Below are 13,703 nucleotides of genomic sequence, written 5' to 3' on the forward strand. Positions count from 1 at the left end.
CGCGGTGCGGGCCTCGGTGAACAGCACCTTTCGTCCGGCGTCGTCGAGGACATCGAGGGCCTGCGGTTCGCGGTCGGTCAACCCGCCCCGGCACCACACCATCCGCACAACCGAAGTAAGAGAGAAACCATGAGCATGACCGACCGCGAACCGCAGGCCCTCGATGTCCTCGACGACGCCGGACGAAAGGTGCTGTTCACCGAGGCCCGCACCGCGAACACCTTTGCCGCAACAGCCGTTGCTGACGACGAACTCGCCATGATCTGGGAACTCGCCCGCTGGTCGCCGAGCGCCGCCAACGGCCAGCCTCTGCGCGTGCTCTTCGTGCGCACCCGCGAGGGCAAGGAGCGACTGGTCCGGCATCTCGACGAGGGCAACAGGGCCAAGACGCTCAGTGCGCCGGCCGTGGCGATCCTGGCGTACGACGTCGACTTCCACGAGCAGATGCCGACGGTCTTCCCGGCTCGCGGCGACATGCTGCGAGCGGCGTTCGCCGACCAGATCGAGAAGCGCGAGAGCCTTGCCGCCTACAACTCGGCACTGCAGACCGGGGTCTTCCTGCTCGCGGTGCGCGCAGCGGGGCTGGCGGCCGGTCCCATGGCGGGCTTCGACCAGGCCGGCGTGGACGAGGAGTTCTTCGCCGGTACCAGCTGGCGCTCGCATCTGGTGGTCAACATCGGTCACCCCGGTGCCGACCCGTGGTTCCCTCGGCTGCCCCGCGTGCCCGTCGAGGACGCCGTCGCCTATGCCTGAGGGCACTGCCGCCGCCTGGTAGGTGAGAGGCGCCATGCCGTGGGCGCCGGTGCTCTTCTGAGTACCGGCGCCCTTTTTCACCGAGGTGGCTGTGACGGATTTTCTGCAGAGGTGTCAGGACACGAGAACGAGGCCAGGGCGCCGATCGGCACCGTGACAACAAGTGCGCCCTCCAGCCGAGTTCACGCGTCACCCGCTGTCAGTCGGCCTGTTGCTCGGCCCGCGTGGCCACGTCGACGCCCTGCCCACCCTCCAGGTCAGGGGCCTCGACCACGTGTGGGCCGCGGGCGACACGCCCAGGTTCCTGACCTGGCCGCCGAAGAGGGCGTGTGGTGCCCTCCCAACTCGCAGCACGCCGTACTCCAGGCTCCGGTGCTCGCCGACAACGTGAACGCGGCTCTGCGCGGCCGTCCGCCGAAGGAGTACCGACACAAGAACCTGGGCGCGGTGGCCGGCCTCGGCCTCCACAAGGGCGTCGCGATCCTCTTCAACAGGTTCAAACTCAAGGGTCGCCCGCCGTGGTGGTTCCACCGCCTCTACCACGGCAGCCTGTGCCGACGCTGAACCGCAAGATTCGCGTGTTCGTGGACTGGATCCTGGCCTCGGTCCTGAAGCGGGAAACCGTCGGCCTCATCGAACTGGAGCACCCGCGCGACCCGTTCACCGAGGCGGCCACGCCCTCCCACAGCCGTACCTGATCTCTGCGCCCGTTTTTGCCCCTTTCTCCTTCCGCCATACCCCGTCCGCTGCCTGGAGGGCTGTCCCCATGTCACAGAACACCATCGCCGCCGCTCGCGGCGCTCAGACCACACCGGAGAATGTGCCTGTCGACCAGTCACACCAGCGCCGCTGGTGGATCCTGATGGTCATTTCCCTCGCCCAGCTGATGGGAGTCCTCGACGGCACCATCGTGAACATTGCTCTGCCGTCCGCCCAGCGCGACCTGGGCTTCTCGGACACCGACCGGCAGTGGGTGGTCACCGCCTACGCGCTGGCCTTCGGCAGCCTGCTGCTGGTCGGCGGCCGGGTCGCAGACTTGGTCGGGCGGAAGGTGACCTTCCTGGTGGGTCTGACCGGCTTCGCGGCCGCTTCCATGCTGGGAGGCGCGGCGAACGGTTTCGGCATGCTCGTCACCGCGCGCGCGATCCAGGGCCTGTTCGCTGCCCTGCTGGCCCCGTCCGCGCTGTCGCTCCTGATGACCACCTTCACCGATCCGCGCGAGCGGGCGAAGGCCTTCACCGTCGCAGGCTCGGTCGCCGGTGCGGGTGGAGCCATCGGCCTGATCCTCGGCGGGGTGCTGACCGAGTACCTGGACTGGCGCTGGACCATGTACGTCAACGTGGTCTTCACGGTGGTGGCGTTCGTCGGTGGCGCAGCCCTGCTGCACCGCACCCCGCGAGAAACGTCCTCGAAGCTCGACGTCCCCGGCACCCTGCTGGTCTCCGCCGGCCTGTTCTGCCTGGTCTACGGTTTCTCGAACGCCGAGACGCACGGCTGGGGTTCGGTGGCGACCTGGGGCATGCTGGCGGCCGGTGCCGTACTGGTGGCCCTCTTCGTCTGGCGGCAGAGCAGGACGGTATATCCGCTGCTGCCCCTGCGGGTCCTACTGGACCGTAACCGCGGAGCCTCCTTCGCCGCCCTCTTCGTCGTCGGCGCGGGCATGTTCGGGGTGTTCCTGTTCCTGACCTACTACCTGCAGCAGAGCCTCGGTTACAGCGCACTGAAGACCGGCTTCGCCTTCCTGCCCATGATCGTGGCATCGTCGTCCGCCTCCGCCGTGGCCGCCAACGTCCTGGTGCCGCGCATAGGCCCCAAGCGGGTGGTACCGCTGGGCATGGCCATTGCGGCCGCCGGCCTGGTCTGGATGACCACGCTGGACCTGCACAGCGGATACGTGACGCAGGTACTGCCACAGCTGGTGCTCGTCGGCGTCGGGCTGGGCACGGTCATCGCGCCCGCGATGAGCCTGGCCACCTCCGGCGTTGCCGCGGCCGATGCCGGGGTCGCGTCCGCCGCCGTCAACACCGTCCAGCAGGTCGGCGGGTCCATCGGCGTCGCCCTGCTCAGCACGATGGCCTCCAATGCCATCACCGACTACCTCTCCGGCCGCAACCCCAAGGACCCCGGCGTCCTGGGCCAGGCCGGCCTCGAGGGCTACTCCACCGCCTACTGGTGGTCGGCGGCCATCTTCGTCATCGGCCTGGGCGTGACCGCCCTGCTCTACCGCCGCGGCGTGCCGCAGCAGGACGAGAAGGCCGCGCCTGCCGTTCACATGTGACCAACGAACGGGTCTGTCTGAGAGGGGCGCAGGCCGTGCTGCAGCCGCCTGCTGCGACAGTTGCGGTGCACGAGGAGACGAAGGGGGAAGTGTCCGGGCACCGTTGACGGGGCGGACCCCTGAGACCTTCGCCATGGCTACCGCGGGTCCCTTGTTCTTCGAGCGTTTTCTCGCCGGGAACCGCCTGGGGCGTGACACCGTGGACGCCGTTGTGGCGCCGGGGCATTTCGTGACGGCCGCTCTCGGGTGATGCGCGGGTCTCGGTCGGGCGATCCAGTTCGCCATGCGGAGTGTCGCCCGGCACGAGGTTCGGGTTCCGGCGCCGCGTCGTCGTCATCACGAGTGACAGGTGAGTCTCTCCCCTGCGATAGCACCCTTCGACTTTCCGTACGACGTATGGTATCACTGAGCAGGAGTTCCGTACGGCGTATGGAACCTCGGGGTATCAGCGTATCGGCACCTCCCTCGCGTCTGGTGACGCGGTACAGAGCCGACCGACGCGCAGGAAGCAGAGCGGCCCACGCTGCTGCATTCGAACCCTGCCCCCGCGAATTGCATCAGTTACTTGAGCACCCGTTGCACTGGCGGAGCGCTCTGAGCCGAAGGAAAAACCTGTGAGTAACCTCGCGAAGCGCATGTCTGTCGCCATCGCCTCCCTGGCGGTGGCCGGCGGAGCCGTTCTTGGTGCCGGGAGTGCCGCGTCGGCTGCGACGTCGACGTCCGGGAACGCCCAGCGCCCGGCCGTCAGTGTCGAGGTCAACGACCACCGCTGGGGCGGCGACCACGACTACGGCTGGGACCGAAGCGACTACTACCGCTGGGTATGCGACGACTACCGCTGGGGCCGCGAGGACGACTACCGCTGGGACCACGGCGTCAGCTACCTGTGTGACGACCACGACCGGTACAGCCCTGGCCGCTGATACGAAGGTCGCCGTTGTCCGGCAACCGACGTTGGTCGCATGCCTTGCGGCGGCACGAGATGTAGCTCCTGCGGGCGTTCTCGTGCCGCCCGCCACCGGTCCCCGTAGTACCCGCTTCTCTGTTCAAGGCCTCTTTGATTCCGGCGGCAGCCCTTCCGGCGGCCTCCCAATATGACTCCAGGCACCAGGAGTGAAAACCGCTGACCCCGCTGGCGAGGGAGACGTTCGCATATGGCCCGCCGACGAGCATGGCCGCTGCGACTCGTACATCCTTCTCAAGCCGCCAACTGGTACGGCCTTCCTCAAAGCCTGGACGCAGGGAATCAAGACTCTCCTGCAGGAAACGAAGGTCGTGGTGCCCAGGGAGGCCGAGCCCGGCCACATCGACTTGGACGCTTTGCTGGCGCACTTCCTCGCCGAAGGGTGAAGGTGGCCCAGCTGCCACTCATCGAGAGGCCGGGTCGCTCGAGGGCCCCTCGTCACCGAATCCTGTTAGCGTGCCCACCCTGAGGCTGGCACACTGAATTTGTGCTTCCGCTGATGGCCGGTGCTGAGCAGAACGCGTCCTCATCGCTTTCTGCCGCCAGCATTGTGTCGGTCAGTGCATTGGTCTTCACTGTCGCCTCATTCTGGTGGCTCAACGCCAGACAGGGGCGCCTGGAGACGTGGGAGCCTCATTCCTTTGCGCGATTTGCCACGGCTCCATGATTCGCCTGCGGCTTCCGCTCGTCCTTCACAACACCGGTGCCAAGCCGATAGTCGTGCAGGATCTCATGCTGAGCTTCCCCGATGAGCCCGCCTCTCATCTGCCACTCCTGTGGACGTCTTCACCATCCCGTCTCCAACCCGGGCCGGACGAGGAACCGAAGTTGCCGGCCGGATTCGTTGTGGCCGGCAGAGAAGCGCAACAACTCTTCATCGAGTTCGAGGCACCATTTTCTGGGTTGGTTCCGGAGGCCCGTGACTACAAGGTCCGAATCCAAGTGAGGGTTGGCCACCGCAAGGGGTGGCGCTCGCTTCTGACGTTCACCTTGAGGACCACCAACATCATTCATCCCGACCAGTACACCGTCTACAACAACGCACCTCTCGAACTGACGAAGGAAGACCAGAAAAAGGCAGACGCTGCGCTCCTGGAGCTGTTGGAGGGGCAGGAGAAGGGCGCTTCCGCCAAGGGCGAGACCAAACGGCGAGACTCTTCGAACGACGAGGGCAACAGCGGCACGAATCTCTAGAGCGGGAAGAAGGTCCCGGGCTTCGCCGTGGCGAATGCATCGGCGCCCCGCCCGCTGCCGTCGGAGCCGTTCAGGCTGTGGCCGGGAAAGAGATGCTGCTGCGGCCAGTGGCGGTAGACCGGGGCCCGGCCGTCACCGGAGCATTCGGCGACCGCAGCGTGGGTGACCGCGCCAGGTGTCCACGGCGGCCGCCCCTGTGGGGGGTCGAACAGTCGTCGCTGTACGTCAAGCCGCATAGCGATACTCGTTGATGACACCGCCAAGGATGAGGGTGGCGCAGGAGTCTGCGGCCTTCAAGCTCGGGGTGAACCGGTCGGCGACCATGATCTGCGAAATCTCGCCGTGACTGCTCGGCCGCCGACCGCAGCACACCTCATGGAGGCGGTTCATGGTCGAGTGACTGCAGGCGAACGGGGGCGGGTCGCTCCGCCGTGCTCGTCACGCGCACTCTTCGGTCGTCGACGGCGGAGGTGAGGACGGATTCCAGGATGTCCAGCACGTGATACGCGAGGGCGCCCCCGGCTCTCGGTTCCTCACCGGGCGGGGTCAACGCCATATCCGCGACTCCGTACCCCCGGCCGGCGTCGCGGTACCCCGCGGACACGGGAACGGTTTCCCATGCGTCGCTGTGGAGGCGGCGCAGCTGCACCTCTCCGTCGAAGTGGTTCGGGTCTGGGACCGCGAGGCTGCCGGCTTCGCCGTGGATCTCGATGTTCGCCGACTTCGTGGCGACGGCGTCGAAGCTCATGAGGAGGGTGGACAGCACCCCGGACGCATGCGTGAGGATGCCGGTGACGTGGGTGTCGGTGCTGACCGGTATCGCTTCGCCGCTGCGCGGGCCGGACGCGATGACCCTGGTGGGCCGGGTGCGGCTGGCGGTCCCGAGCACCGAGGTGACCGGGCCGAGCAGCGTGACCAGGGCGGACACGTAGTACGGGCCCATGTCGAGCAGGGGGCCTCCGCCGGGCCTGTAGTAGAAGTCCGGGTTCGGGTGCCACAGTTCGTGGCCGGGGACGACCATGGTGGCTGTCGCTGCGATGGGTGTGCCGATCAGTCCTGCGTCGATCGCTGCACGAGCGGTCTGGACGCCGGTTCCCAGGACCGTGTCGGGAGCGCAGCCGATGATGACCCCCGCCTTCGCCGCTGCTTGGAGAACGGCTCGCGCCTGTGCGGTGGTCGCCGCGAGCGGCTTCTCCCCGTACACGCTTTTCCCGGCCGCGATCGCCTGAAGGGCTATCTCCGCGTGTGCGTCGGGGACGGTCAGATTGACCAGCAGTTCCACATCGGCGGCGGACAGCAGCTCTGCGACTGTGCACGCTCTCACGCCGGTGCGGCCCTCGGCGGCTGCCGCGGCGCGGTCGGGGTCGAGGTCGGCGACGGCGACCAGATTGACCGCCTCCAGCCTGTCGAAACTCGCAAGGTACTGGCCGCTGATGACACCGCAGCCGATCACGCCGACGTTCAGCGACTTGCCCACAGCATGCCTCTTTCGATGATGGTCCTCACATTGGGGTCCTTCAGAACCGGCACGTGGTGACCGGGAGTGGTGACGAACACCCGGCCCTGGCCCCACTGCCTGGTCCAGATGGCCGGGGACACGACGGGCCGGTTCCACGGGTCCCAGTCCCGTACTTTCTGCGTGGTCGTGGCCAGCACATCGATGTAGTCGTCACAGAGCACCCAGTACTGCTCGGTGACGAGTTCGAAATCGCCGATGCCGCGGGTGATGGGATGGTCAGCGGCCGTCGGCAGCATGTTGACGGTGTAGGGGACGTAGTTGTCGGACTGCTCGCCTGTGCGCTCCGCAGGACGCACCCCGGGATGGCAGGCGAACTGCCCGCCGATCAGGTGGAGGTAGTCGGAGCTGTTGCGGTAGGAGTCGGCTATGCCGCCGTGCCATCCGGCAAGGCCGGTGCCTGCCTCGACCGCGGCGCGCAGGCCCTGCACCTCCGCTTCCTCGATGGTCGACATGGTCATGCACTGCACGACCAGGTCTACGCGGGCCATGAAGGAGGCGTCCGCGTAGACCCGAGGAGACTCCTCGACGCGTACCTCGTACCCATGGTTCTGCAGATGGGGTATGAACAGCTCGGTCGCCTCGACCGGTTGATGGCCGTCCCAGCCGCCGCGCACGACAAGGGCTTGTCTGCGATGCATTGGCGAACGTTCTCCTTCGGTGGAATCGTGTGGCGCCGCTCAACAGTCGGCGAGGGCGCGGGAGCGAAACCTCTGCCTGCGGGGGAGCGGCGCGAAGCGAGCATCTCCATGTCCTTCTCCGCTCCGGGTGATGGTTGGGCGAGCAATCCCGGACGCGGTTGCCCCCGTCGGGCTTCGAAATAATTTCGGGAGAATCCGAAACCGGAGTGACCATAAGGAGCAGCTCAGGCGGCGTCAAGGATGCCGGATCCCGGTAATCGCCCGACGAGATCGCTGGATCTGGGGGTGATACCCGGAGGGGGATTCGTTCTTTTCGCTGATCAGAGAAAGACAGTGATGGGACCGCTGGTCAGGCTCCTGTTAGGTCACAGTCACCCGGCCGGCCACGCGCCGCGCGGCATCGCCCGGCAGGCCGACGATTCACCACAAGGACAACCGAAGCGTCAGTCAGGTGGAGAGTCAGACCTCCGGGCGATGCCATGGTCAATCCTCACTGTCAGGTGGTGAGGACGCCGGTGAGAGCCTGATCGACCACGGCGGGGGCGAAGTCCTCGGTGAGCTGGTCGGTGAGGTGGGGCAGCAGCAAGCGGATGTAGCAGGCGCCCCAGATGAGGTCGACGAGGAGCCCGAGATCGGCGTCACTGCGGATCTGCCCGCGTTCTTTGGCCGCCTCCAGCAAGGAGAACGCCTGTCGGCGCCGTGGACCGAAGTAGTGGTGTTCGAACTGGGCTGCCAGCTCCGTGTCCGTCTGGGCTGCGCCGATGAGCTGGGCGAAGACCGGCCCAGCCGGCCGGCGGACCGCGAGGCGGATGAACGCTGTGATGAACCGCACGAGATCGGCGCGGACGTCTCCGGTGTCGTCGAGCGCGATCTGATCACCGACGGCGTGCAGGAACCCGTCCAGGGCCAGCGCGCCGCGTGAGGGCCAGTGCTTGTAGACGGTCGCCGAGCTCACCCCGGAGGTCGTAATGACCTTGTCCACCGTGAATCCGGCGACGCCGTGCGCCATCAGCACCTCGGCGGCGGCCTCCAGCACGTCGGCCCGCACCTGGGCCAGAGGCCTTCTGCCACGTCCTCGGCGAGGTCCGGCTGCTGGAGCGGTCACCGGTCTTGCCTCCTTGCTCGGCCCGGGCGGGGCCACCAGCCTACGGCCAATTAGTATATGAAGAGTCTGTTCATTTCTGCGGCTGTGCCGCAGCACATCCTCGAAGGAGCTCTGTGTCCTCGACATCCGGATGGCGGCGTGCGACGGCCGCGACGTGGGGGTTCTTCGCGCCCCGGTACACGCCGGGCTCGATCGCCCCGAACGTGGTGTCCGCCGCTGTCTCCACCGTGACGGTCCTGGTCGCCTGCCTGGTCTTCGGTCCCAAGCTGGGGCTGATCTCGTTGATGGGCGCCATGACGCCGTTCTGGGAGACCGGCCGTCCGCTGTGGGCGCGTGTGCGCAACAGTCTTCTGGTCTCTGCCGCGCTGACCGCAGCGATGTCGGTCGGCGTGCTCGTCGCCCCGCACCAGTGGGCGGTTGTGCCCGCCAGTGTCGTGATCATCATGGCCGTCGCCGTGCTCTACTACGCGTTCATGCTCACGCGCGGTCCGAGCCCGGTGATGATGTTCTACGCGGCCGTGCTGGGGACCTACTTCGGTGCCGATCCGGCCGTCGGCTGGCGCATGGTCGGCGTCACCGCCTTCTCTGCCCTGCTCGCCTCGGCACTGCTGCTTGTCCCCCTGGCCCTCGCCCCCAGGTGGCCCGAGGAACGGGCTGTGGCCGCCGCCCGCGCGGCCGTGGCCGCGTACCGGCTGACGGACAGCGACGACGAGACTGCGCGGCTGTCCCGAAACGCCGCGTACCAGGCGGTCAACAGCGCTTGGCTGACTCTGCGGTCGGCGTGGCCCGCAAACCGCGGACGTCATCACCGCGCACTTGCGGCCGACCTGATGGCAACCAACCGGCTTCTGGCCGAGACACTTCTGAGTCGCCTCGGCACCGAAGCCGTGGTCCCGGCACCCCGTGCGGGTATCGACCTCCTGCACGGGCGGCCGGGATGGCGGTACCTGCTCGGCCACGCCCTGCGGGGCAACTCGGTCGAGTGGTTCACCGCGTGGCGCATGGCCCTGGCCGCCGGCATCGCCGGAATCGTCAGCCAGCTCGTCGGTATCGGCCACCCCTACTGGGCCATCCTGACCAGCACCGTCGTCATCAACCAGTGGATGGACCGGGTGACTGCCACCCGTCGCGCGGCCCACCGCACGGTCGGCACGCTCCTCGGTGTCGGCGTCGTCTGGGCTGTCTTCAGCCTGCACCCGACCCTATGGTGGACCGTCGCCGCTGTCGTCATCTGCATGATCGGGCAATATCTGCTCTTCCCCCTCAACTACGCCCTCGCCCTAGTCGCCATCACGCCGATGGCGCTGCTGGCGGTGGAAGCGGCCGGTGGCGGCACCGTCGCAGGCATCACCACGGACCGGTTCACCGACACCGTCATCGGCGCCGCTACCGCCGTCGCGGTCACCTGGGGCACCAGCTGTGTGTTCCCCCGCCGCCTCGTCCACGCCCAGTCCGCCCGCGCCGCTGCGGCCATCACCGCGGTGAAGCGCCTCAATGTCGCGGGAGCCTCCTTCTCCCCCGAGGGGTGTCGAGCCCGGGTGGAGCTGCAGTACGAACTGATCCACCACCTCAGCGTCATCGAGCGCGCCGTCGCCGACGACCCCCGCTTGGCCGACCTCGCCCCCGCAGAGCACCTCCTCACCGACCAGGGCTACGAGGCCCTCGGCCACGCCTGGCGCAACCGCCCCGCCCCCCAGCCCGTCTGAGAGGGCGTTTAGTGTGGGCGGATTGCCCTTTATCGCCTAGTAGGTTCCTCGCCAGGTGGGGGTCGTCTCGTCCGTTATGCGCTTGGCGAGGTTGTCGATCGACGCGACGTGGATCATGGCTTCGGAGCTGGCGGTGGGGTCTCGTAGTCGCGGGCGAGGCGCCGGTGCATCATGATCCATCCCAGACTTCGTTCCACCACCCAGCGCCTTTTCACGGCCTGGAAGCCGCGAACTCCGGGGTTTCTGTTGACGACTTCGACGTCGATTCTGAGGTTGGCGCCGTGTTCGACGACGGCGTTCTTGAAGCCGGTGTCGACCCAGCTCTGGAGATGGTCGGGTAGGTGTTTTTGGCCTGGTCGAGGAGGCGTATTCCCAGGGCGTTCTCGGAGAGGCTTGCCGCGGTGGCGGTCACTGCGAGGATCAGGCCGATCGTGTCGGTGAGGATGCCTCGCTTCCGGCCCACGATCTTCTTGCCGGCATCCGTTCCCTGGCTGGTCACGGGCACGTTGGTGGAGGTCTTCACGCTTTGGGTGTCGATGACGGAGGCCGTCGGTTCGGGTTTGCGGCCCTCTTTCACGCGGGCCAGTCCGGTCAAGTCATAGTTGAGCTGGGCGAAGATGCCCTCGTCACGCCAGGCCGCGTAGTAGGCGTAGACGGTGCCGTGGTTCGGGAAGTCGTGCGGAAGGTATTTCCAGGGGATTCCTGTTCGGTTCACGTAGAGAATCGCGTTGAACACGTCACGGAGGTCGACCTTTGCCGGTTGTCCGGTGGGTCTGCGATCGAGCCGGGCTTTTCTCGGGCCACGCAGGCCGGGGCGGGCGGGTTCGTCGCCGCAGCCGTCAACGGATGGCTCTGACCGGCCCCTTGTGGCAGGCGCTGGCTTTCCTTACCTCGGCTTCGCCGCACGGAGCGAGTAGACCTGCGGGACGTGCAGGCCTGCGGGAAAGCGGAAGTGGCCACGGTTGTGCTCGTGCAGAAACTCCAGGCGAAGGCCGGCGGCGGTCAGGGCGCTGACGACATCGCCGATGCCGTGCCGCCATTCGACTGTCAGGCTCGCGGTAGTCGGCGCGCTGCGGTCGGTATAGGTGCCGGGCGCATCCACGACGATGGGGTCGCGCTGGAAGTAGTCGCTTTCGGCGGTGCGGCCGTCTTCGGCCAGGACGTCGGCGAAGGGATGGAACTCGGCCAGGTAGAGAAAGCCTCCTGGGGCGACGAGCGCGGCCGCCGTCTGCGCCCACCGGGCTATGTCCGGAAGCCAGCACAGTGCGCCAAAGCCGGTGTAGACGATGTCGAAGGTCTGCGCGTCGAGCGCGCGGACGGCGTCGTACACGTCGGCCGTGACGAAGCGGGCGGTGGTGGCGCCGATCTGCGCGGCGAGGTCGCCGGCCACGTCCACGGCGGGCGCGGAGAAATCGAGGCCGGTGACAGTGGCTCCGCGCCGGGCCCAGGACAGGGTGTCCAGCCCGATGTGGCATTGAAGGTGGAGCAGCGCCTTGCCGTTGACGTCGCCGACCTCGACGAGTTCGAAGTCTCGGAGCGTGTCCTTGCCCGCGACGAACCCGGGAAGATCGTAGAAGGGGCCGGCAACGTGGATCGGGACGCGCTCGTCCCAGTTAGCGCGGTTGGCCGCGCGCCAGTCGGCGGTGCCTGGGGTCGTCGTCATGGCGGGCAACGTTAGTCAGGCACCCGGATGACGATCAATCCGTTTCCGCACCACAGCGCGTGGCCGATTCCCGACCAAGATCCACTTCGCAAGAGACCCTAGCCCGCCTTGGCGCAGGGCCGTCCGCACCCAGTAGTCGGCTGCATCCATCCCGCCCCCGAGCAAGCGTCGACGCGGTACAGCGATCGTCGGGAAGGCACGGCAGCGGTGCCGCAGGAGACTGAGACACCGCGGGGACAGAGACTGCCCCAGGTGGCATTGTTCACGAGATCGGGTTTTGGCAACGCTTGAGGGCTTGTGGTGGGGGCATCGAAGTGCTCTGCGGGATGAGGCTGCGATGGCGTTACCGAAGTCCACGGTCGGTACCCCTCACGGGCCGCCGCCTCACCTGGGGGAGCCAGCCGACCGTGACGCAGCCCGCCCTCGTCCCAGCAGCTTGATCTTCCCCTAGCCCTAGGACGAGGCGCTCCCCGGACAAGGAGTCCCAAGACCGTGGACAGTGCGGGCCGACATGCCGCGCATGGCGTAATGGGCGCCTCCGGCGGCTTCCCAGGTCACGTTGTGCGGAGGCGATGGGAAGAAGGAGGTGGCGAACCGGGTCATGGGCGAGGAGATCGTGGACCGGTCGGAGGGTTTCGGCGAGCGGCTGCTCGGCCTGCTGCTGGACAGGGCGCGGCTGATGCCGCCGCAGCTGATCGCCCCGCTGGTCGCGGAGGGGGTGGCCAGGATCGGAGGTCGTGACGTCTCCATCCTGCTCCAGGACTACGCGCAGGAGCTGCTGGTGCCGCTTCCGGGCAGCAAGCTGCACGTCGGCCAGCCCGAGCCGGTGGCCGACTCCCCCGCCGGCCGGGCCTTCCTGCGCGGGGAGGTCGTCGAGGTGCCGCAGGCCCATGGCGTTCGGATGTACCTGCCGCTGCTGGACGGCAGCGACCAGGTGGGTGTGATGGCCCTGACCCTGGATGCCGTCGGCGACGACGACCGGCGCCTGCTGCGCAGGCTCTCTGGCCTGGTCGCCGACATGCTGGTCACCAAGAACGCCTACACCGACCAGTTCTTCCAGGCCCGGCGCCGGGAGCCGATGAGCGTGTCCGCGGAGATCCAGTGGAGCCTGCTGCCGCCGCTGTCGATGTCCGTGCCGCAGGTCGATGTGGCCGGCATCCTGGAGCCCGCCTACCGCGTCGCCGGCGACAGCTTCGACTACGCCCTCAACGACAACATCCTGCACATGGCCGTGATCGACGCGATGGGCCACGGCCTGGACGCCGCCGCGATGGCGACCATCGCCATCGGCGCCTACCGGCATGCCCGGCGCGTGTTCATCAGCCTGGCCGAGAAGTACGCGTTCATGGACGATGCCATTTCTCGGCAGTTCGGGCCCGACCACTTCGTCACGGCGCAGCTGATGCACGTGAACATCGCCACCGGCGAGATGGAGCTGGTCAACGCTGGCCACCCCGCGCCGCTGCTGATCCGCGATGGCAGGGTCGTGCGGCAGCTGGAGAGCGCGACGACGTTGCCAGTCGGCTTCGGCGGTCAGGCGCCCCGGATCAGAGAGCACATGCTCCAGAGGGGCGACCGGGTGCTGTGCTACACCGACGGCATCATCGAGGAGCACCTCGCCAGCGGCGAGCCGTTCGGTGAGGAACGCCTCATCCGCTGCGTCAACCGCCTGGGGGAAGAGCCCTCAGAGGGGGTGCGGGCGGATCTGCGACGGCTCTCCCACACGCTGAAGACGGAACGGGGCGGGCGCACCAGCGACGACGCCACCCTTTTCATGATCGAGTGGCACGGGGGCGTCGCCGACCACCTCGCGGTTCTTGACTGAGCACCTCGACGTCAACCGAATCCGAACTGGACGGCGCCGCCCACGCGGACGACGGTCC

At 67.6% G+C, this 13,703-nt stretch carries 12 protein-coding genes and 2 pseudogenes; 8 read left to right on the forward strand and 6 right to left on the reverse strand.

Going from position 1 to position 13,703, the window contains the following annotated elements; translation table 11 throughout:
• The first annotated feature begins 129 nt into the window (after positions 1-129).
• The 6 genes and pseudogenes from ABT009_RS44040 (at position 130) to ABT009_RS44065 (ending at position 5,189) form a co-directional block, all read left to right on the forward strand.
• On the forward strand, positions 130-753 hold the full coding sequence (locus ABT009_RS44040) for a malonic semialdehyde reductase (RefSeq protein ID WP_351307961.1): 624 nt from the start codon (positions 130-132) through the stop codon (positions 751-753).
• Positions 754-958: 205 nt separating this feature from the next.
• Positions 959-1,451: pseudogene (locus ABT009_RS44045) on the forward strand (NAD(P)/FAD-dependent oxidoreductase); the annotation flags it as partial.
• 68 nt (positions 1,452-1,519) lie between these two features.
• Entirely contained in the window at positions 1,520-3,031 is a 1,512-nt protein-coding gene (locus ABT009_RS44050) for an MFS transporter (protein WP_351307964.1), read from the forward strand.
• Positions 3,032-3,645: 614 nt separating this feature from the next.
• Positions 3,646-3,954, forward strand: a complete 309-nt coding sequence (locus tag ABT009_RS44055) for a hypothetical protein (RefSeq protein WP_351307967.1) — start codon at positions 3,646-3,648, stop codon at positions 3,952-3,954.
• Positions 3,955-4,144: 190 nt separating this feature from the next.
• Positions 4,145-4,381: an SsgA family sporulation/cell division regulator gene (locus ABT009_RS44060; protein ID WP_351307970.1), complete on the forward strand. Its 237-nt coding sequence runs from the start codon at positions 4,145-4,147 to the stop codon at positions 4,379-4,381.
• A gap of 238 nt (positions 4,382-4,619) precedes the next feature.
• A complete protein-coding gene (locus tag ABT009_RS44065; protein WP_351307972.1) occupies positions 4,620-5,189 on the forward strand; it encodes a hypothetical protein in 570 nt (189 codons plus the stop codon).
• On the opposite strand, the gene ABT009_RS44070 is transcribed toward ABT009_RS44065, so the two are convergent.
• The 4 genes from ABT009_RS44070 to ABT009_RS44085 all read right to left on the reverse strand — a co-directional run bounded on the left by ABT009_RS44070 (position 5,186) and on the right by ABT009_RS44085 (position 8,451).
• Complete coding sequence (locus ABT009_RS44070; protein ID WP_351307975.1) at positions 5,186-5,425, reverse strand: hypothetical protein; 240 nt, start codon at positions 5,423-5,425, stop codon at positions 5,186-5,188. The genes ABT009_RS44065 and ABT009_RS44070 overlap by 4 nt on opposite strands.
• Before the next feature lie 137 nt (positions 5,426-5,562).
• Entirely contained in the window at positions 5,563-6,666 is a 1,104-nt protein-coding gene (locus ABT009_RS44075) for a Gfo/Idh/MocA family protein (protein WP_351307978.1), read from the reverse strand.
• Positions 6,651-7,346, reverse strand: a complete 696-nt coding sequence (locus ABT009_RS44080; RefSeq protein WP_351307981.1) for a ThuA domain-containing protein — start codon at positions 7,344-7,346, stop codon at positions 6,651-6,653. The genes ABT009_RS44075 and ABT009_RS44080 overlap by 16 nt, the downstream gene beginning before the upstream one ends.
• Positions 7,347-7,842: 496 nt before the next feature.
• Positions 7,843-8,451 (reverse strand): TetR/AcrR family transcriptional regulator, encoded by a 609-nt coding sequence (locus tag ABT009_RS44085; protein ID WP_351307984.1) that lies wholly within the window; start codon positions 8,449-8,451, stop codon positions 7,843-7,845.
• A gap of 113 nt (positions 8,452-8,564) precedes the next feature.
• Between ABT009_RS44085 and ABT009_RS44090 the strand changes: the two genes are divergently transcribed.
• Positions 8,565-10,157 (forward strand): FUSC family protein, encoded by a 1,593-nt coding sequence (locus ABT009_RS44090; protein ID WP_351307987.1) that lies wholly within the window; start codon positions 8,565-8,567, stop codon positions 10,155-10,157.
• 36 nt (positions 10,158-10,193) lie between these two features.
• Here ABT009_RS44090 and ABT009_RS44095 read toward each other — a convergent pair.
• Both ABT009_RS44095 and ABT009_RS44100 read right to left on the reverse strand, forming a co-directional pair.
• Positions 10,194-10,956, reverse strand: a pseudogene (locus ABT009_RS44095) (IS5 family transposase); the annotation flags it as partial.
• 87 nt (positions 10,957-11,043) lie between these two features.
• Positions 11,044-11,820 carry a class I SAM-dependent methyltransferase gene (locus tag ABT009_RS44100; protein ID WP_351307989.1) on the reverse strand — a complete coding sequence of 259 codons (777 nt, stop codon included), beginning with the start codon at positions 11,818-11,820 and terminating at the stop codon, positions 11,044-11,046.
• A 601-nt stretch (positions 11,821-12,421) separates the two neighbouring features.
• Between ABT009_RS44100 and ABT009_RS44105 the strand changes: the two genes are divergently transcribed.
• Positions 12,422-13,645, forward strand: coding sequence for a PP2C family protein-serine/threonine phosphatase (locus ABT009_RS44105; protein WP_351308054.1), 1,224 nt, complete (start codon positions 12,422-12,424; stop codon positions 13,643-13,645).
• Positions 13,646-13,703 lie beyond the last annotated feature (58 nt).

This window comes from Streptomyces sp. NPDC002896 (assembly GCF_040295225.1).
GTDB lineage: Bacteria > Actinomycetota > Actinomycetes > Streptomycetales > Streptomycetaceae > Streptomyces.